Genomic DNA, 20,396 nt, shown 5'->3' with positions numbered 1-20,396 from the left:
ATGAACCGTGAAGCTGTTAAGCTATTGGGCAGTAGAGCGTGGGGGAAAGCCAGTTACGAAACCTTGAAGTATTGGGAAGGTTAGTTGAACCAGAATATGAATTGGTGTTGTCGTGTCGGTTGTCAAGAACATTGTCCGAATGAGGTCCGCATAAACCGCGGGCTTTTTTAGTTATCGGATCAAGAACATTGTCCGATTGCCGATAAGCAATACGCCTGTAACTTACTAAACTAACAGGCAGTATAGTTACAATATGTGGTAATATGGAGTGAGAAGACGAGCTCACATTGGGGGATTTTGGGATGTCATCATATGAATTTGAGTTGAGACCAAAAGAACTTCTTCGATTACTGTTCTTTAAGAAGATCTGTCCTGACTGCATGAATAAGTTGGTTAAAAAGAATGATAAGACCTTGCTCGAAAGCGGTTGGTACAACATGAGCGGTACTTATTACTATGGGAACAAATATCATTTGAAGCTTCTTTACTACTGTAAAAATTGTTCAAAAGAAATACAGTTGCATGAACTGAGATATAGAAAGTTCTTTAATAACTGGTAGCTAGTAACCTAACGGAAGAACGTTTGCTTAAATACTTCAATAAACCATAACTACAATAACTCTAAGAAACGGAGCATTCTGAATGAAGTTCACATATAAACTGAATAGCATTGGTTGGGCTAACGTTGAACTTGAAATAGATGACGTTAGAGTCTATATTAGACCGAGTTATTTATCTGAACCACTTGTAGATTTGGTAAGGGCTGTTGAATCATTAATCCCAGAATGTGTAGAACCTGATGAGGTTAAAAATATGGTAATTTTTAGTTGGGATTCAGAACCTGCCATACATCGCTGGAATTTAGAAATAAAAGAAAATGGTAAACTTAGAATAAAAATAGATGTATTTAAGGATGGAATAGAAACATTACCATTTGAGACGCGTATTGATAAGGAATGCATTTTTAATGATTTTATACATGAGATAGTTTTGACATTAGAGGCAATCTTAAGTGAACACGGGATTGTAGGTTATAGGAAACAATGGTATGGGAATGAATTTCCAATTAGTAGTTTTATGCAATTGAAGCATTACTTATCAAGCAAAAGCAAATTTCCAATCATGATAAATAATCCAGATGAATGGGATGAACGGTTTCAATCTGATTTAAGTTATGAATTGGAAATTTTGAAAATAAAGAAATTACAATAGCTTATTCAACTAACGAAGGAACGATAGTTAAATATTGGAATATAAGATTAAACCCTCCAATTTCTAGCGAAACTAGAATCAACAAAACTTGGGAGGGTTTTTATTATGAATTTAAAAGATCTATGGATGCTATATGAGGCTGATAAACGTATTCTAGGATTTAGTTCACACACATTGAAAGCATACTCTCTACAATTAAAGATGTTAGTTCTTGAACTTGGTGATCTTGAGCTAGAGGAAATATCTCTAATCATACTTAAAGACTATTTGGCGAGGGTATCTGAGAAATTAAAACCCAGTAGTTTAGGGCATCGAATTCGATTTGTACGTTCCCTTTTTCGTTTTGCATTTGAAGAAGGACATCTTCCGCGGAATCCTTCTATTAAGTTGAGAGAACCAAAGATGGACAAACGAATTCCGAAATTTCTGATTGAGGAGGACGTAATTCATCTTAAGATCTCCTGTCGCTCACATCGAGAGCACGCATTGTTAGAGTTTCTATATTGCACAGGATGCCGCGTTGGAGAAGTACAGAAAATAAACTTAGAAGACATTAACTGGGAGAACTGTTCTGCTATTGTGAATGGTAAAGGATCCAAGCAAAGAGAGGTTTATTTTACTACGGAGTGCAAGGTTTGGCTTAAGAGGTATCTGGAGAGCAGAAATGATACTTGTAAAGCATTGTTTGTCACCGAAACGAACCCTATCCGTCGATTGACGATTCCAACAATACGTTGGTCTTTGAAGAAGCTTGCTAAAAGGAGTGATATTACTGCAAATGTATATCCACATCGATTCCGCCATACTTATGCATGCCAATTATTAGATAACGGAGCACCGCTCGATTTCATTCAAGGTATGCTCGGACATGAGAAAGCGTCTACAACTCAAATTTACGCTCAACTGCGCGGTGAGCGAAGAAGAGAGTTATATCGTCGTTATTTTTAGCATATTCAATGTGTCGCAATTACAAAGCAATTTATGCGTTTAACTTTGTTTATCTTATTTAGTTATTACATTGAATTACGTATTTCGAGCGAACCATGAGTCGCCGACTCTCACGAAATCCTTGCAATATTCACGAATAATCCCAGTGTTGTCGATCATTTCATCTTTACTTACGATAACACATACTTGTGATAATGCTGCGGCGAAAAGTTCTATATCGGTAGACAACGTTTTATTCATTACTAAAGAGCCTTCAGAATATATCCATCAAATTAAATAGATTATAAAAATTCACTCGATTATCTAATAAGATTAGAATATATTTAGTGAAAAATGTAAATTAATTTGCGTTTAATTTCCCAATCATTACCAAGGGTACTTAGAAAATTGGAAGCATAAGCATTCCAAAACGGCAAACTTATGGGTTAAGTTACACAAACTTATATAAAAATTTTAAATTCATCAAGGTGGCCCATCACGGCAGTAAAACATTTACGCTGCTTCATGTCCACAACTTCAAATAATTAAATGTCCCTATTTGAGATTTGGAGTTTGTATTCGAGATTTCTTGGATTACAAATGAGAGTAAAGCAAAGTAAATGCACCATAAGAAAGAATAATAAGGAAAAATTTAATTTAAAACAAAGAAAACACGGGCCAATTTGGTTCCGCGTTTTCTTTGTTTTAGGTCTATATTAATCAAATCATGGAAAAACTAATTCTAAGTAATTCAGGAACAGGGGGAGTTTTTTATGGTTCAACTTGTGGCTCGTCGAATTAGACCAACTCGAGGAAGAAACTATCGGAGTAAAATTAGCCGATCTAAAAGTCTTAGAATTATTCATACCGAGAGCTTACTCGAAAGGGATTATGTTCGAATAGCAAATTTCGATAGTAAAGTATCCAAAATTTTCTTTCAGCCAGTTGGCATAAGATTTCATTATAAAGGCAGGAGAAGAAGGTATTTTCCAGATTTCCTGATTGTAACAACGGACGGGCAACACTTTTTAATTGAGGTTAAATTGACTAAATATGTGAATACAAATTTGAATAAGGCTAAATTTGAAGCAGCACGACTTCTATGTCTAGAAAAAAAATGGACTTTTCATGTTATAACCGAGGAACAAATTCGCATAGGTTATCTTCAAAGTAATCTGAAGTTGTTACTTGAAGTAAAAGCGCATAAAACTACGCCAGCAGTAACCGAATTTATTAAGACGGTTCTAACTTATTATGGTCCTCAATCAGTTGCCGAATTACTAAAGCAATGCGAAATTGTTGAATCTTCAATGATGATGCTAAATTTACATAAACTTATCTATGCTCACGAAGTTAAAGCTGAAGTAGTTAAAGAGCGGCTATCACAAAAATCTTATGTATGGGTTGTATAGGAGATGAAAATATGGCTAGAAACAAGTTTTCATCAGGAACGCTTTTTCTTATGGATGGCATGGAGTATGTCATTATTCGGAAAGAAAAACAAGATATTATTGTTGATTTAATACAATATAAGCAACGAAAAACTTACTCTATTTTTGAATTGGAAGTTGCATTTTATGAGGAACGTTTAACATTTAAAGATACTGGAGAACGTGCCAATAAAATAAAAATGGATCTTGAATTTACAGAAGATGAGGAAACTGAGATAAATATGAAGCTTGAGGTTCTTCACCCTGTGATCAAAGGTTATTTTCATAAGATTAAATTGGATGATTATTTAAAAACACTAAAAGATGAGAAAAATATTGTTGTAAGTAAAGCAAGTTTCTATAATTGGAAGAAATTATGGGAGCAATATGGTGATGCAAGATACCTGTTAAAAAGAAAGCCTGGCCCTAACAAGAGAAGGACATTAGGGGAGGTCATTGAATCCCTAGAAAGAATAATGGGGGAAAAACTATATACAGGCGAAGAGATTAGATACAGGGACATTCATCGGATGTATAAAGGTGGTATTAATAAAATTAATGAGACGAGAGATGAGGATGATAAAGCAATCATTAGATCAGTTCAAACAATTTGGCGTATTGTTAAAGAAAAGCGGGACTATTATCGGCAGCAAGCAGCAAGAGAAGGTGCTGTAGCAGCTAAGCTTGAAAGGGATGGTTCCAAGCCAATGGTTGAAAAACCAACCCGTCCACTTGAACGTGTTGAATTGGATTGGACTCCGATTGATTTATTTATGGTTGATCCTAAAACACTGGAGAGAAAAAAAGCTTGGTTAGTTTACGCAATTGATGTGTTTTCAGGAAATCCATTAGGTTTCTATATAACATTCGATGCACCGGATTCGTTTGCAATCAGACAATGTTTGCTTCACTGCTTTTTACCGAAGGTTTATCTTAAGAAGTTATACCCGGACGTAATCAATGAATGGACTGCGTACGGAATTCCTAAAGAACTTGTTATTGATAATGCTTCATCGAACAATTCATATAACATTGAAGAAATATGTGAGAATTTTGGTATGGATCTTTTGTTTCCAGAAGTTGCAGCTGGTCACAAAAAAGGAACAGTCGAGCGAGGCCAAAAAACGTTTAATGATATAGTTCATACTCTAAAGGGGACAACTTTTTCTAATATGTATAAAAGAAAAATGTATGACTCCAAAGGGAAAGCATGTATAACATTGCAAGCTTTTTACTATATAGCCCACATTATTTTTGTTGATATTATCTCTCACAACTTGAGTCACAGCCGGATAGGTGGTACGCCACACCAAATTTGGGAAAGAGCATTTGCAGGAGATCCTAGCTTAATTAAGGAATTGCCTTTTACAAAAAAGGAAATTAAATTAGCTCTTTGTGGTGGAAGCAAAAAGAGAAAAATTCAATCTGAAGGAGTTACTCTCTCAGAAACATGGTTTTGGAGTGAAGAGTTGATGCAGCTTAAGAACAAAATGAAACAAGAAGGTAATGAAGCTTTAGAAGTATTGGTTAGGTTTGATTTTGCTGATGTCAAAAAGGTATATGTACAAAATCCATATGATTACAGCTATATTGAAGCTGAAATTGATCCGAATAGAATTAATGAGTATGAGAAGCATTATGATTTGGAGCCTTCGCTTCCAATACCTTATCAGCAGATAAAAGCAATTTGTTTAACAGAAGGGCGCAAACGACGTGAATTTGATGATACTCATATAATTCAAGCAATGGCAAATATACACTCAATTGAACAGCAGCAAGATAAAGATAAACGTAGAGGTTATCCGCAAACACTTCAAGAGGAAGTGAGTATCTTAGAGGGACTTGCACTAGGAGCTTTTGATTATGAAATGCTAGGGGCACCAGAAGAACCGGAGTCTTTTCACTATGTAGGTCAACTAACGGAAGAAGAACTTAGAGCGAAAAAAGGAAAAGATGCAAATCAGGATAAAGAAGCGGTAGAAGAAGCCAAAAAAGGAACCGAGTCTACTATGATAAGTACTGCCGAAGTAAATACCAAGCCAAAGGGAAAAGTAGATACTGCAGTTCAAAGGCACCAAGATATCGATGATGATCTGCCAACATATGAGACTTCAAGGTTAGCATAGGAGGGGAAAAAGTGGACGGAAATAAAGAATATAAGCGCCTTAATGGAGTAAAGATAGATGAGAAGGACCTCAAAGAACGGTTATTTGATATTGAAAATATTGTTGTCCACCATAAGAGATTTACGGATCTATACGACATGATTCGTGACTGCCATCACTTAAATGATAGGTTAGTCATCTTGGGAGATACAGGAGCAGGGAAATCAACATTATTTAAAACGTATGAATTAGCTTACCCGAGGCAGAAGAAAACACGAATAAGGAATGGGCATACAATTAGGTACGAATCTGTTCCTGTACTTAGAGTGGAATTAGCTGCCAATTCATCACCTTTAAACGTAGCGTCAAAAATGTTGGAGAGTTTAGGTGAGCCATTTTATAACAAAGGATCTGAAAAAGTACTAACAGGAATGCTTAAACATCAAATGGAAGACTCTGAAGTTGGAGTGGTATTCATCGATGAGGCCCAGCATATTGTCGCATCAGATACTCAAAAAGTGATATATAAGGCTGCAGACTGGATAAAACAATTTGATAATGATGTTAAGATACCAATTGTTTTTGGTGGAATTAAGGAAAAAGCGAAGAGAATTTTTGCAGCTAATGAACAGTTAGATGAAAGATTCCCTAATAAACAAGAGTTTAACGTATTTCCGTATTCTAATCCTGATGAACAAAAAGAATTTCGTGGATACCTTAAAGGCATCGAGGCAAAGTTGCCATTTGCAGATCGAAGCAGTTCGAAAATTTTTGATCCATATCTTGCTGGAAAAATTTACTATGCAAGTTTGGGTACGCCTAGGACAATCTATCACTTACTTAGGCATGCTTCTTCAAAAGCATTGAAAGATGGAAGTGACATGTTAGAAGAGAAGCACCTATTTGAAGGATTTGACTTATTATCTTTTGTAACAAGACCGAAAGTGATTAATCCTTTTGATGAGAAAGTGTTTAATCTAAATGTTGCAATGGAAAAGGAAAATTTAAAAAAGCCCTAATGGAATACATTGAGAATTAATATAGGTTTGGGAGATAAGTGATATCGAGTGTCAAATTTAAAAAATCAATTGTTTATTTATGAGGATGAGTCGGTTGAGGGTTACATGTTTAGAGCCGCATGTAGTAACTATGTTACTTTTGAAATTATAACCGACCATATTTCACTACATTTAAAAAAAGGAGTAGGTGATTTGAAAAGTGCTTTACTTCTTTTGAATGAAGAAAATGAATTTTTCTATAGTAGGAATTCAATCTACTATATCTACCATTGTGGTTTACTTCGATATAATTTGTCCCCAAAACAGAATTATAGCAAATTTTGTCCAGCTTGCCTGCTTGAAAAATCATATCATCGGATTCATTGGGTGATTGCTCCTATCATTGTCTGCAAAAAGCATAATTTATTATTGATAAATTACTGTGCAAGCTGCTTACAGCTTACAACGTTTAAGGATGTTACGATTAATCAGTGTAGCAAATGTAAAATAGAACTTTCATTGTGTAAAAGCAAATGTATCAACGTAATGAATAGAGATTCCTCAATGCTTATGTTTGATAATATTCGCAACGAAGGTGACGTTTGGAATGGATTAGTTTTAACTGATTTTTATTTAGTTCTTAAGAGACTTAGATGGTTTTTAAACTATCATTCAAAAGGGGGAATTGGTTTTACTGATTTAACCTATGATGAAGGAAAAGATAATCAATTCTGGTTTATTGGTGATGAAAATTATTTTCACTGGAATGTATTGGATTCATTCAAGTTGACAGATGACTGGCCCAATAATATTTTAAAGTTATTCTGTCCAAGTGATCTTGAAGTTCTAACTGGTTACAGAATAGGAACTAGTAAAGTTAACCGTTTTTTTGATGATTTCATTAAACAGATCCAATACTAACTTTAAGTTTACTACACACAGAGATAGTAACTAGATAAAATTTTCAACTACCGGGTTGTAGAAAAAATAAGAAAAAAAAAGTAAATGTGGGGCTAACGATAAACTAATCGGTAGCCTCTTTGTTCACCCTGAAGCACATTAATAATCTCTTAGTTGCCGCGGCTGAAAATAATAATTTAACATATCTCTTATTCTTTTAAATTAAATTGAAATAGGAGGAAATACCTATAGATTGTCGAATTTTAAGTGTTAAACACTGGAAATATAGGAAATTAGAGAGTTTTATTATTGCATAATTTATACATTCAAATATAAGGGGGATATATGGACTTAACTACACCTCTTGGAGATCAAATAAAAAAACTATATCAACTGTTTAAAGCAAGCCATAGCTATTTTAAAGACGAATCAGGGGCGAATCTACATATTGAATTTATCCCAAATGGTTTTGATGTAAATTCTGATGAGCAGGCAAACTATCTTGCATCTATTTGCTATCATATTAAAAGAGGGATATGGAAAAAGACTGTGGCTGCACTTAATAAGCTAGTTCCAGGAGATGAACTTGACGTAGATGTAGACAAAATGATCAGTTCGTACTTTTTAGGGAGTAAATATAGTGATGCAGAAAAACGGATAGAGCATTTTCAAAAAGAAAGAAATCCATTTATCTTAGAAGTGTTAGCATACACTATGGTTTACAACATCGAGTACACTCCAAATATGAATCTAACATTGAAAGCTATGAATAAAGTACATCTCAGTGCAAAGATACCTGGGCTTGATGTTGCTGCTCTCGCTTGTACACCAGAACTAGACTATTACTTAATTATTGGTGAAGCCAAAAATAGAGAAACGCCTTCTGAAGGAACGAAAGAAGCATTTGATGCTTTTAACAGGCATTGCAAAGGGAGTACAACTGCTGATATTCGTCAAGAAATGAGTTTATTAGCAGAGTCAGCGGATTTGTTAGATCTAAATGGAAATGAGCTTTGCGAAAAGATATCTAAGGAGACAATTTGGAAAGATAGATACATTTATAGAATTACTTTGGAACATCAATCCGTCAGACCTCATGGTGGTTCGCAATTCAAAGATTACACTAATTACCTTGAGAATGTAACAGAAGCTGAAAGAAAACAAGGTGAAGCATTTGGGACAGAAAGATTAACGAAATTCTACAACAAGGTGTCACAAATAATCCTAGATCATATTGATAACAAAGGGGTAGACCTAAGTGCTTGATCAATATGCAAAAGAACAATATAAGCGGGCATCTACACTACTTGATGAGATTTCAGGCGAAGATATAAGAGAATTGTTGCTGAGAATTACAATTGAAAATGCAAGAGTTAATATCTTTAAATCATACGAAAGTAGTATTGCCTTTAATATAGATAGTAGTAATGTATTGGAGAGATTATCCAAATCCCTATTATTGAGGCTTATTTATGATGATGAGTTGGATATGAGTTTAATTGAAGGTGCTGCATTGGTTTGTGCACAAGCATATGAGACGTTAGCTCCTAAATTGCAGATATCTAATGCATATTCAATATATGATGCTGAGATTCTTAACAGAATTACAGCAGGATTATTGTATTATATTGCTGGTTACGATCCGAATGCGGCACAAATAATAGTAGACTTAAATGAATTGACGATTCCAAGTAATGAGTCTGCTAATCAGTTACAACTAATTCGTAATCTTCAACATATAATTTCACTTGAGTTAAACAGCATAGTCTCTCTTGAAGTCCCTAAAATCACACTTGTACCAAATGATTATACAGAACTAGAATCTACTACAAGCGAAATACTTTTTTGGGAACTGAATGAATGTATATTACTAATTAAATCGGAACTTCTTGATCATCATGAAAAATGGAATGAACAAGTATCAATAAAGATAACCCGACTTTATGATATTTCTATAGATTGCCAAGAATATACGATAGCACAAATATGTTTGCTACTTTTGTTAACTAACAAAGCTTATGGTTCTAGAGCAATTTCTATAATTAAAGCGCCTTTAGATTGTTCAGCTGACATTTGGGGCGTTCACATGCAAAGGTACATAAACGAAGGGGATTACTTAATTTGGCCACCACACAAAGAAGCGCTTGATAAGGGATTACTTAACCATCAAAACGATATAATTGCAATACCAACTGGCACTGGAAAGAGCTTAATAGCTGAACATAAAATTATTACTTCACTTCAGCGGGGTTCTTTAATTATCTATCTTGCTCCAACGTTAGCATTATGCAGGCAAATAAATACCAAAATGAACAAAATTAGCGATGTACAAAATATGTTTCAAGGACAATCAATCATTGTAGACGATTTTGATAATATAGAATTTGATTTTCAAGATGATAACAAGCGAATTTTTGTCATGACTCCTGAGAAGTGTTCTTCCTTATTATCGAATAGACCTGAAATATTTGCTGAATTGAGTCTATGTGTAGTTGATGAATTTCATAACATAAAAGAGGGTCATAGGGGAGCATTACTAGATTCGTTGTTATCTAGAATATCTAACCATGCAACTAATTGCGTGTATCTTTTATTATCTGCTCTGATTGATAATTCAGAGATCCTTCCCAAATGGCTTAACAATTTAAATCAAATGCCTGTTAACACAACATTTACTAGATGGCGTCCTTCGAGGACCATTAGAGGATTTATTTCTCACCCAAAGAATGAATATACGGCAGCCATTCGTTTGGCAAAAGAAAGCGGGAGAAGTTCATATAACGTACAAATAACTGCAGATTTGTTCTTTTGTGTACAAGATGTTTGGAATCAAGGTGGAGGAAATTCAGCTTTTCCTATTAGAATACCAGAAAAATTGAACATTAGGTTTAAAAAAAATAATAATAATTGGAATGTTACAGGGTACGGTAATGACATATCCCGTCAGTTAGGTAACTGGCTAGCAAGTTGTAGTATGCCAGTTTTGGTGTTTTCTCAAACTACAAGACACTTAATAGGAGAAATTGATAAACACAAACAAATTAGATCATTTAATCAGGAATTGAATGATAAGGTGAAAGCATATCTTACATTTGCTGAGTTGGAATTAGGTTACCAATCTGAGTTGTTAAACGGACTATCTAATGGGATCGGTATTCATACACAAGCACTAATAGAAGAAGAACAAGAAGCAGTAGAGGAATTTTTTAAAACCTCAAAGGTTGGAGTTATCTGTTCTACCGGTACATTAGCACAGGGTCTTAATCTGCCAGCCTCTGCGGTGGTAGTAAATACCACTAAACAGTTTACAGTTGATGATATTCCTAGGCCAATGTCTAAGGAAGAAGTTATTAACATGTTGGGCAGGGCAGGACGGCCAGGATTGGGTTTTCAATCTATTGGAACAATTGTTCCTCAATATCCTTCAACCTATGATCAAAGGGGTTATAGTTTAGAAAGTGAATACACATCTTACCTAGAACGAATTGATGCTGTAGTACCCGTAGGGTCTGGTTTATCCAATCTGATCGTAAATGCGGCAATCAGTCTTGAAGATAGTGATCCAGATAACTATATGTTTCTAATTCATGCAGCTGCACGCGATTTATCCATCGATTCTGTAACGATAAAAAAAACGCTGGCTAGTTATATGTTAAATGATAATATGGTTGATCAGGCAATATTGAAAACTAATAAATGGCTACAATCTGCACAAGATGATATCAATATGCAAAGAGTACTTCAAATTGCACAAAAGAATGCTATTTCAATACATAGTGCTCAATCATTAATAAAAAGCATTAATGTTGAAAATACCCTCATTTTACTAGATTTTGAGGCAGCTACTGAAGGAGATTGGATTACATGGTTTTTGAATAATATTAATAAACTTGAAAATAGTTATTTAGTAGATAATGTCCATAAATTATTTACTACTCCTCAAATTATAAATGATTTTATTCGGGCTTGGGTTAATGGTAAGAGTATTTTTGAAATTGCATCAATTCTTTATCAACATGGAATTGGAAGGCAACCTAGAATCCAGAATAGAGATAGTCAAAATTCTATTTCAAAAGTTATTCATATTCTTCAGGATGGTAAGAGGAATATTGTTCATATTGCAAATTGTTACATTTCCATAGTTGAAAAAATAATAAGTGATTCAGGCAGGGAGATAACAATTCCTCAACATTTATTAAAGCTACCACAATATTTAAACATGGGAGTAAGTAATGACAATTCGTTGTTTTTTCGTAGAAAAAACTTACCTCGGATGTTAGCGTTAGAATTTGGTGAAATGTTTAGCTCGCCGGCACACATACTATCTACTTGGAAATTAGTAGGTGATATTAGTGAAGTTAAACTTAATGAGGACGTGAAGAAAGCTATTCTTACTTTAATTTAAATTTTTTGCAAGTAATATTAAATTACATATCTTATAATAACGAATTGCGGAGGATATGATGGAACTAATTGATTTCATAGCAGAAGATAACATCAAAGGTTTATTTCCATTAAACAGTAATAGGTTTTTCTTGGAAAAAGGTGAAGCTGAACTAAGAGAATACGTTTATAAAGATATTTTTGCAGAACAAACATCAGCTTTTGCTTCTTCACCTATTGTATATGCACTTAAAGATAAGTTTCATCTTCGAAAGACGCACTTACTTGATCCAATATCAACGTACTTCTTTTATGATTTTGTGCTTAGAAACAAATTGAAATTTCAAAAGGACAGAAGTTCAATAGAGCGCCTTAACTACGGATATTATTTTAATGGTGATCAACCTTCAAATTCCTATAAAGAATATCACGAATTTCGTATGAATAAATACTTATTGAAGCGAAAGTACAAGTACTTTGCAAAGATTGACATTATGAATTGTTTTAATAATTTCTATCACCATGATCTAGCGAGTTTCGCTACTGACTATTTAGGACGTCAAGAAGGTGGATACTTTGGTAAATTTCTTAGGGAAATTACAGGTGGGAGGTCAATTAACTGCTTTCCACAAGGTATCTACCCGGCAAAGCTGTTCGGAAACTTTTTCCTTAGTTTTTTGGAAAGGGCTCGAGGACTTAACTCTTCAGCAATTATTCGATATTTAGATGATGTTTTTCTATTTTCTGACAGTCTTGTTAGTCTAGAGCAAGATGTAATATACGTCCAAGGATTATTGGGTGAAAGAGGATTATTTTTAAATTCAGAGAAAACCAAGTTTGGCTGGAAACAGAGTGATTTTGATGAGAGGAAGTTAGACACTTTGAAAAAATCACTTCTGACTAAGAGAGCTATGATCAGAAATTACGATGATGAAAATCATAATGAGGAAATAGTGTTGAGTTCAAAAGAAACGGACTACCTAAAGAAAATAATATATCAAAAAAACGTATCTGAGGAAGATGTTGAACTAGCGCTGTCTTTATTGAAAGATGATAAAAAGGAAACACTTCAACTAGTACAATTAGTAATATCAAAATATCCCAATCTAATAAAAAATTTATATAGGTTCATATCTGATATTGATGATAATGGTGAGATTTGGCAAGAAATTAATAATAAAATTGGTTCATCGACTCTTCAAGAATTTGAACTTTTTTGGATATCTAGAATTGTTATGGATCACTATTCTTTTGATGATTTGTCTGCAGATATACTTTTGAAGATTTTTCAGCATAAAAACTCTACTACATCAGTTAAGTCAGCTATTTTGGAATTCCCAGAATTGGAATACGGCTTTTTTGAAATAAAAGAAAATGTACTTAGGAACGAACCGGGTGGAATTAAAGCGGCATGTGCTCTGCATGGCTTAAGGAATCTGGAGAAAAGTAAAAGAAATCATATCTATAAATATACTGGTAAATCAAGTCCGGCGATGAGACTTTATAGTTCTATCTGTTTGAAAATTTAAAGAATATGCTAATTACAAACAACATGCTTTTTTGACATTACCCAGATCGTATTTCTCTAGTCATTTAAAGTCGTTGTCAAAAATTCGTGAAATAACTTATTATTTATTGCGGGCGTGTAGTGTCTAGAAAGAGTAATTGCTTATTAATAAAGTATTTACTAACTTTGTGATATCTATCTTTATCAAAAAATCAAGTATAGTTGGACTTTTTGGTTATATAGAAATTAAGAATGTGTAATTACTATAGGGGGGTCTACAAGATGAGCAGTATTGATGCAACAGCATATTACGATAAAGACAGACTACTAAGTCAACATCATGCTATACTTACAGTTTTAAAAGGCATTTTAGATAACCCTTGTTTGTCCCAATACAAATGGTTAGATATTGGTTGTGGTAAGGGTCAGATATTAGCAAACTTAAATGAACGTTTGAATGCAACATCAATGTCAAAGCTTCTTTATAATGGATATGACATTGAAAATGATAATACTAGAACTACTAGATCAATTGCTGCTGATCTTAAATTAAAAAATAGATTTGAAGTAGGAGATATACATAATTTTGACCGAATAATAACTGAGGATGAGAAGTTTGAATTTATTACATTAACAAATACAGTTCATGAAATTGATCCTAGAACATTGTCAAATATACTTTACGAATCAATAATAAGGCTTGAGGAAAAAGGCCATTTATTTGTATATGACATGGAGACTTTACCTATTGCCGAGCAAGAATTAGGTGCTGTAACATGGAAAGCGCATGAAATTTTACAGATAATAAATACACTTTTACGTTCCATTAACGTAACAGCATATACACCAAGTCCAGGTAGATGGAATCACAAAAGTTGTCACGGCTGGGATGTTCATTTACAAAGAGAATATTTTGGTGTTGACAATACTTTAATTTCGGCAAAAAAAGAGGACATTTTATACAATGTGAATGTGAAGATTGTAGAGCTTATTGACATGAAATATTTAGAGATAAAAAATGTATTGGAGTCCTTTACGGACAGAGCCCCTCAGACCAAGGAAGATGAAGAAGTACGAACTAGAGCTCTTTATGATTTTTGGGCACTTACTAGAGTGAAGGAGACGGTACACACATGAACATTTTTATTTCCTACTCTGACAAACATGATGCATATGACTTGATTTCAAACCTTAGAAAACAAAATGAGATTAATCTACATCGACAAATAGATATGAACATTCTTAATGACCCATATGAATCTAATTACGATGTTGAAACCATTCAAAGAAATATTAAAAAAAGTAATGTTGTATTAGCAATTATCAATAATTTTAGTAACAATGTATTTTTTGAAATTGGATATGCTATTGGTAATGGGAAACAGGTAATTATTATTTGCCCATATGATGTTGAGATTCCCTCAAATTTAAAAGGACTAATATACTTTGAGGGGGGACCTTATAATTCAGATGTTGCATTTAAAGTTCTTAATTATATTTATTCTGATATTATTCGTTATGATAAAAACGAATTTAAAGAAGCTGACATTGATACATTGTTAAATCTATTTGAAAATAATAATATTGATTTCGAGCAATTTGATTATGATCATTTTGAAAAAATAGTAATGGATTCTTTTGAAAGAAAGGGTTTTGAAGTAATAAATAAACAAAGCATAAGGGATTACGGATATGACTTTGTGGTTTATGATAACAGCAAGAAGAAATTATTGGTTGAGGTGAAGAAAACAAGTCTAAGCACTAAATGTTCGATTAACACTGTTCAGCAACTCTTAGGAGCAATTCATGCTTATGGAGCTGGAGGTGGAATACTGATCTCTACTTCAGGGTTTACAGGATCAGCACTTAACTTTTCTGAAAAATGTACCCCAAGAATTGAGATGTGGACTATGCAAGATATAAAAGAGAAATTATCTAGCTGAATTTGAAGGCCTGCATAATTTTGCATACGGAGAAATTTTGCTAAAATTTTTTTCTAATTAATTCAGCAACAAACACTCATTTTTGCCGTTGGGTAGTTATAATTCTAACGAATTCTGAAACAACAAAAACGGAGCGCCGCGGGTTCGCGGGCTCCGTTTTCTAATTAATTATGGAATATCATAGGATGATGTGATGATGTGATGCGGCGGCCACCATACATCGTTTCCTTGAACCTGACGACAGACCAAATCGTAACCTACGCCAAGCTGGTTAACTTGGAATACGTCGTCATTAAGTAATTTTGTTCTATTTCGCTTTATAGATGTTTCGGTGAACCTAACACAAGTAAATGAGTTTTATTGTCGTGAGTTGTGATCATTCTCGTTATGTTTTTCGGTTTATTGTATATTTACTCATTTTATGAATTTATTTGTTTTGTTAAAAAGCCGCAACTCTAGCAAATAGCCGGAGTTGTGGCTTTGGTTTCTTTTTACTCCAAATGACTCGGTAGTACACCCTTTACTCCTTTTGCTTGTCGTCCACCGCATTTTCCGCAGGGTTGAACGGTAAGCCCCCAGCATACTTATGGCTTGTGTAGGACACCCTCTTTTATGAACTCCAAACCTTTCCCATGATTTATGTCATACCTACTTCCACTCCTTCAAACAATATGCTATCATTTACCTTATAACAGACAGACAGTCGGTCTATTCATATATAACCTGACTTATAACAAGGAGATGCACGATGAGAGTTGTAAAAGAAGCCGAAGAACGCAGAAACGAAATACTTGACGCGGCGGATGAGTTTTTTGGACAGAAGGGATTTGACGGTACAAGTACGAACGATATTCTGGTCAAGGTGGGAATCGCACGGGGAACATTATATCATCACTTCAAGTCGAAGGAGGATATTATGGACGCTCTGATTGAACGGTACAGCATCAAGCTTTTAGGTGCAGCGCAGGAAGTTGCCCTGGATAAGAGCGTACCCGTTATCGAGCGCATTCTCCGCGTGGTCATGGCACTGAACATAAGCAGCGAAAACGGGAGCGGAAGCGGCAAGGAAATTATGGAGCATATTCACAGGCCCCAGAACGCGCTGATGCATCAGAAAATTCAAAAGGTCATTATAAGCGGCGTTCCGCCGATCCTGACACCAATCATCCGCGAGGGTATTGAGCAGGGAAAGTTCAACACGCCGTATCCGTATGAATGTATGGAGATGGTTATCGTATATGCCAATACCATTTTTGATGATGATAAGGTTGATATGACGAACGAATTGCGCACTTCACGTATGCTGGCGTTTATTTTTAACGTAGAAAGGCTGCTTGGTGCCGAAAGCGGAAGTCTGATGGGCGTTATGCAGATGTTTGGTAACGGCAATGAATAATCCGGGAGGAGCTTTCGGCAAATTTCTTATGCTGTGGTCGGGACAGCTTGTTTCGGCGATTGGAAGCGGGCTTACATCATTTGGGCTTGGTGTTTATATTTATCAGCAGACAGGGCAGGCATCGGCCATGACACTGGTCACTCTGCTTGCATTTATGCCATCGCTGCTGTTAAGTCCCGTGACAGGAGTGCTTGCGGACCGCTATGACCGGAGAATGCTAATGGTACTGGGTGATAGTCTCTCTGCGTTAGGACTTGTATTTATTCTGATTTGTCTGCTGAACGGAGAAGCGCAGCTGTGGCAGATTTGCGTAGGAGTGACCATAAGCTCGGTATTTTCATCGCTGCTTGATCCAGCGTACAAAGCTACGGTTACGGATCTGCTTACCGAGGAGCGGTATACGAAGGCAAGCGGCTTTATTCAGGTGGCAGGTTCAGCCAAATATCTGATTTCTCCGGTACTTGCGGGATTTCTACTCATTGTCTCTGATGTGAAGCTGCTGCTTATGATCGACATTTGCACCTTTTTTGTAACCGTTGCTTCGACGCTTGCGGTACGCAGGGGTCTTGCTTCCAAGAAATCTGAAGAAACCGGGTCGTTTATGTGTGAATTTAAGGAAGGGTGGAGAGCCGTTTCTATTAATAGAGGTGTGCTTGTACTTGTGATTATGACCTCCGTAATGACCTTTTTTCTTGGTTTCATCGAAACGCTTACTATGCCAATGATCCTTGCTTTTTCGGACAGCACTGTATTAGGAACGCTTGAGACCATTATCGCTCTGGGGATGCTTGCATCGAGTGTGTTGATTGGAACTGTTCCGATCAAAAAGGATTTTGTCAAAATCCTTTCGCTTTCTCTTTTTTGTGAAGGCATATTTATGGCGGTATTCGGACTTCGGGAAAATATTATCCTTCTGGGTATTTCAGGGTTTCTCTTTTTTGCAACGCTACCATTTGCCAACACAAGCTTGGATTTTCTGGTCCGCACCAACATTGAAAATTCCGTTCAGGGCAGGGCCTGGTCACTTATCGGGTTATTGTCACAGCTTGGATTCATTGCGGCATATATGCTGTCGGGAGTGCTTGCGGATTATGTGTTCACTCCCTTGCTGATTGAAGGCGGAGAACTTGCGGGCAGTGTGGGCAGGATCATCGGTACAGGCAGCGGCCGGGGAACGGGACTTCTGATTATTATCGCCGGAATACTGTTAAGTGCTGCTTCGGTCATTTTGTATAACCTGAAATCCATTAGAAGGCTTGAAGACAGAGGTGGCGTATGTACTACAGGATAATCCGCAATGATATGCTAAAAAGTAAACTAATTACGCTGACCACCACAATCTTCGTCGCTGCTGCAGCTATGCTTGTTTCTCTGTCGTCCATACTTGTCGTCAATCTTACGAGTGCAATTGATACACTCATGACGCAAGCAAAAACCCCGCATTTTTTACAGATGCATTCAGGGGAACTGGATAATGCGCGGCTTACAGCTTTTGCGGAGCAGAACGACAAGGTAGACGAGTTTCAAGTGCTTGAGTTTCTCAATGTTGAAGGCTCGCGGATTATCATTGAAGGCAAATCACTTGCGGACAATGTTCAGGACAACGGCTTCAGCACGCAGAGCGGGAAATTTGATTACCTGCTTGACTTTGATGGGAATATGATCACGGTATCCGACGGGGAGCTTTATGTTCCAATTGGCTATATGAAGGACGGCACCGCGAAGGCCGGGGATACGGCTGTAATCGGCGGGAATACATTTACCGTATCCGGATTTCTTCGTGATTCTCAGATGAATTCGCTGCTCGCCTCGTCCAAAAGATTTCTTGTAAGCGAACATGACTACGCCGAAATACAGAACTTCGGAAGCACAGAATATCTGATTGAGTTCAGACTCAAAGACTTGTCCATGCTCGGGGCATTCAAAGAAGATTACGCCTCTGCTGGGCTTGAAGCCAACGGCCCCACGATCACTTATCCTCTGTTCAAAATGCTGAATGCCATGTCTGACGGACTTATGATTGCAGTCATCCTTCTAGTAAGCGTGCTTGTCGTTGCCATCGCATTTATGTGTATACGTTTTACGCTCCTTGCCACCATCGAGAGTGATTACCGCGAAATCGGTGTTATGAAAGCAATCGGATTGCGTGTATCTGACATTAAGAAAATTTATCTTACGAAGTACACGGGAATCGCGGCCTTTGGTTGTATTGTTGGATTTGCCCTTTCATTTGTATTCAGAGGCCTGTTGCTTGAAAATATAAGGTTATATATGGGGGGAAGCGAGAACTCTTCCTTAGCATTGTTGTTCGGAGTAATCGGCGTAGTGCTAGTGTTCCTTGCCATCATTGGCTATGTGAGCAGGGTGCTGAGACGCTTCCGGAAAATCTCTGCGGCAGAAGCTGTACGGTTCGGTATTTCACAGGACAAATCCGTGGGAGCAAGGCATTTTACGCTGAGCGCAAACAGGCTGCTGAACGCGAATATTTTTCTAGGGGTCAAAGATGTGCTTGCAAGGAATAGTCTATACGCGACAATGCTTGCTGTGCTTGTGATCGCTGCATTTATTATGATTGTTCCCCAGAACCTATACAACACGATTTCCTCCAAAAGCTTCGTAATCTATATGGGGATAGGTAATAGCGATATGCGCCTGGATATTCAACAGACCGACAATATCGCAGCAAAGGTAGTGGAAGTTGCAAGGGTCATGAAGAGCGACACCTCCATATCGCGATATGTCTTGCTTTCAACTGAAACCTTCAGAGTAAAGAGGGAGGTTGGATTGGGGGAGAGGCTCAAAATCGAGCTCGGCGACCATTCGATTTTCCCCGTGGAATATTTCAAAGGCAGACGACCAGCCGCAGACAACGAAATTGCACTGTCAGTAATGAACGCCGATGAACTCGGCAAAAAGGTTGGCGATATCATTACGCTAGTGATTGACGGCAAGACCAAAGATCTCACGGTATGCGGAATTTATTCCGACATTACCAATGGCGGGAAGACTGCAAAGGCTGCTTTTACAGAGCGTTCGGATGATATGATGTGGTCCGTTATTTATGCGGAGCTTTCAGATAAAGCTTTTGTTGACGGAAAAATTAAGGAATATGCAGACAGATTTAGTTTTGCAAAGGTAACAGGCATTAATGAATATGTTACGCAGACCTTCGGCTCGACCATTAGCTCTGTCGGTAAGGCCGCACTGATCGCAATTGTGACGATGCTGGTTATTAGTATTCTGGTCACTATGTTGTTTATGCAAATGCTTGTGGCAAAGGACCGATATTCTATTGCCGTTATGAAGTCATTAGGTTTTACCATCTCAGATTTGAGCACACAGTATTTTTCGCGTTCGGTATTCTTGCTCATTATTGGAATTGTTCTCGGGACGCTTCTGGCTAACACTCTCGGAGAGATATTATCGGGAGCAATTATTTCTTCGTTTGGAGCATCGTCGTTCAACTTTGTAGTCAATCCGCTTTCGGCGTATCTGCTGTGCCCGCTGATGCTGATCGGTTCAGTGCTTATCGCAACCAAGATTGGCACATCGGGAACGGGACAAATCACAATATCCGGCAATATTAAGGAGTAGA

At 36.5% G+C, this 20,396-nt stretch carries 15 protein-coding genes; 14 read left to right on the top strand and 1 reads right to left on the bottom strand.

All coding sequences use genetic code 11. The features are described 5' to 3' along the window. Positions 1-642: 642 nt before the first annotated feature. Together GC096_RS08705 and GC096_RS08700 are read left to right on the top strand one after the other, a co-directional pair. Complete coding sequence (locus GC096_RS08705) at positions 643-1,212, top strand: hypothetical protein (RefSeq protein WP_171629832.1); 570 nt, start codon at positions 643-645, stop codon at positions 1,210-1,212. A gap of 105 nt (positions 1,213-1,317) precedes the next feature. Beyond that, positions 1,318-2,160 carry a tyrosine-type recombinase/integrase gene (locus GC096_RS08700; RefSeq protein WP_171629831.1) on the top strand — a complete coding sequence of 281 codons (843 nt, stop codon included), beginning with the start codon at positions 1,318-1,320 and terminating at the stop codon, positions 2,158-2,160. Positions 2,161-2,235: 75 nt separating this feature from the next. Here the strand turns inward: GC096_RS08700 and GC096_RS08695 are convergent, their stop codons facing one another. Next, entirely contained in the window at positions 2,236-2,400 is a 165-nt protein-coding gene (locus tag GC096_RS08695; RefSeq protein WP_171629830.1) for a hypothetical protein, read from the bottom strand. 512 nt (positions 2,401-2,912) lie between these two features. Here GC096_RS08695 and GC096_RS08690 point away from each other — a divergent pair. The 12 genes from GC096_RS08690 to GC096_RS08635 all read left to right on the top strand — a co-directional run bounded on the left by GC096_RS08690 (position 2,913) and on the right by GC096_RS08635 (position 20,395). Then, positions 2,913-3,551: a TnsA endonuclease N-terminal domain-containing protein gene (locus GC096_RS08690; RefSeq protein ID WP_171629829.1), complete on the top strand. Its 639-nt coding sequence runs from the start codon at positions 2,913-2,915 to the stop codon at positions 3,549-3,551. Between the two features lie 11 nt (positions 3,552-3,562). Further along, the gene (locus tag GC096_RS08685; protein ID WP_171629828.1) at positions 3,563-5,695 is read left to right on the top strand and encodes a TnsB C-terminal domain-containing protein; all 2,133 of its coding nucleotides are present in this window, start codon (positions 3,563-3,565) and stop codon (positions 5,693-5,695) included. Between the two features lie 11 nt (positions 5,696-5,706). After that, entirely contained in the window at positions 5,707-6,693 is a 987-nt protein-coding gene (locus GC096_RS08680) for a TniB family NTP-binding protein (protein ID WP_171629827.1), read from the top strand. Positions 6,694-6,741: 48 nt separating this feature from the next. Continuing rightward, positions 6,742-7,593 carry a TniQ family protein gene (locus tag GC096_RS08675; protein WP_171629826.1) on the top strand — a complete coding sequence of 284 codons (852 nt, stop codon included), beginning with the start codon at positions 6,742-6,744 and terminating at the stop codon, positions 7,591-7,593. A 324-nt stretch (positions 7,594-7,917) separates the two neighbouring features. Next, a complete protein-coding gene (locus GC096_RS08670) occupies positions 7,918-8,838 on the top strand; it encodes a hypothetical protein (protein ID WP_171629825.1) in 921 nt (306 codons plus the stop codon). Beyond that, positions 8,831-11,977, top strand: a complete 3,147-nt coding sequence (locus GC096_RS08665; protein WP_171629824.1) for a DEAD/DEAH box helicase — start codon at positions 8,831-8,833, stop codon at positions 11,975-11,977. Before GC096_RS08670 ends, GC096_RS08665 begins: the two co-directional genes overlap by 8 nt. 55 nt (positions 11,978-12,032) lie before the next feature. Continuing rightward, positions 12,033-13,484, top strand: coding sequence for an antiviral reverse transcriptase Drt5 (gene drt5 / locus GC096_RS08660; RefSeq protein ID WP_171629823.1), 1,452 nt, complete (start codon positions 12,033-12,035; stop codon positions 13,482-13,484). Positions 13,485-13,744: 260 nt separating this feature from the next. Beyond that, positions 13,745-14,599 carry a class I SAM-dependent methyltransferase gene (locus GC096_RS08655; protein ID WP_171629822.1) on the top strand — a complete coding sequence of 285 codons (855 nt, stop codon included), beginning with the start codon at positions 13,745-13,747 and terminating at the stop codon, positions 14,597-14,599. Then, a complete protein-coding gene (locus GC096_RS08650) occupies positions 14,596-15,405 on the top strand; it encodes a restriction endonuclease (protein WP_171629821.1) in 810 nt (269 codons plus the stop codon). Before GC096_RS08655 ends, GC096_RS08650 begins: the two co-directional genes overlap by 4 nt. Positions 15,406-16,153: 748 nt before the next feature. After that, the gene (locus GC096_RS08645; protein ID WP_171629820.1) at positions 16,154-16,801 is read left to right on the top strand and encodes a TetR/AcrR family transcriptional regulator; all 648 of its coding nucleotides are present in this window, start codon (positions 16,154-16,156) and stop codon (positions 16,799-16,801) included. After that, on the top strand, positions 16,794-18,092 hold the full coding sequence (locus tag GC096_RS08640; RefSeq protein WP_171629857.1) for an MFS transporter: 1,299 nt from the start codon (positions 16,794-16,796) through the stop codon (positions 18,090-18,092). Before GC096_RS08645 ends, GC096_RS08640 begins: the two co-directional genes overlap by 8 nt. After that, positions 18,077-20,395: an ABC transporter permease gene (locus GC096_RS08635; protein ID WP_171629819.1), complete on the top strand. Its 2,319-nt coding sequence runs from the start codon at positions 18,077-18,079 to the stop codon at positions 20,393-20,395. Before GC096_RS08640 ends, GC096_RS08635 begins: the two co-directional genes overlap by 16 nt. Position 20,396 lies beyond the last annotated feature (1 nt).

It is taken from the genome of Paenibacillus plantarum (assembly GCF_013141695.1).
GTDB classification, from domain to species: domain Bacteria; phylum Bacillota; class Bacilli; order Paenibacillales; family NBRC-103111; genus Paenibacillus_E; species Paenibacillus_E plantarum.
Note: the sequence above shows the minus strand (reverse complement) of the source record. Positions and strands in the feature narration are given on the sequence as shown.

What these genes read in the sequence shown, in the direction of transcription:
- GC096_RS08705 (WP_171629832.1), top strand. Translation starts at nt 643, where the DNA reads ATGAAGTTCACATATAAACTGAATAGCATTGGTTGGGCTAACGTTGAA.
- GC096_RS08645 (WP_171629820.1), top strand. Translation starts at nt 16,154, where the DNA reads ATGAGAGTTGTAAAAGAAGCCGAAGAACGCAGAAACGAAATACTTGAC.
- GC096_RS08655 (WP_171629822.1), top strand. Translation starts at nt 13,745, where the DNA reads ATGAGCAGTATTGATGCAACAGCATATTACGATAAAGACAGACTACTA.
- drt5 (WP_171629823.1), top strand. Translation starts at nt 12,033, where the DNA reads ATGATGGAACTAATTGATTTCATAGCAGAAGATAACATCAAAGGTTTA.
- GC096_RS08650 (WP_171629821.1), top strand. Translation starts at nt 14,596, where the DNA reads ATGAACATTTTTATTTCCTACTCTGACAAACATGATGCATATGACTTG.
- GC096_RS08695 (WP_171629830.1), bottom strand. Translation starts at nt 2,400, where the DNA reads ATGAATAAAACGTTGTCTACCGATATAGAACTTTTCGCCGCAGCATTA.
- GC096_RS08700 (WP_171629831.1), top strand. Translation starts at nt 1,318, where the DNA reads ATGAATTTAAAAGATCTATGGATGCTATATGAGGCTGATAAACGTATT.
- GC096_RS08690 (WP_171629829.1), top strand. Translation starts at nt 2,913, where the DNA reads ATGGTTCAACTTGTGGCTCGTCGAATTAGACCAACTCGAGGAAGAAAC.
- GC096_RS08685 (WP_171629828.1), top strand. Translation starts at nt 3,563, where the DNA reads ATGGCTAGAAACAAGTTTTCATCAGGAACGCTTTTTCTTATGGATGGC.
- GC096_RS08635 (WP_171629819.1), top strand. Translation starts at nt 18,077, where the DNA reads ATGTACTACAGGATAATCCGCAATGATATGCTAAAAAGTAAACTAATT.
- GC096_RS08670 (WP_171629825.1), top strand. Translation starts at nt 7,918, where the DNA reads ATGGACTTAACTACACCTCTTGGAGATCAAATAAAAAAACTATATCAA.
- GC096_RS08640 (WP_171629857.1), top strand. Translation starts at nt 16,794, where the DNA reads ATGAATAATCCGGGAGGAGCTTTCGGCAAATTTCTTATGCTGTGGTCG.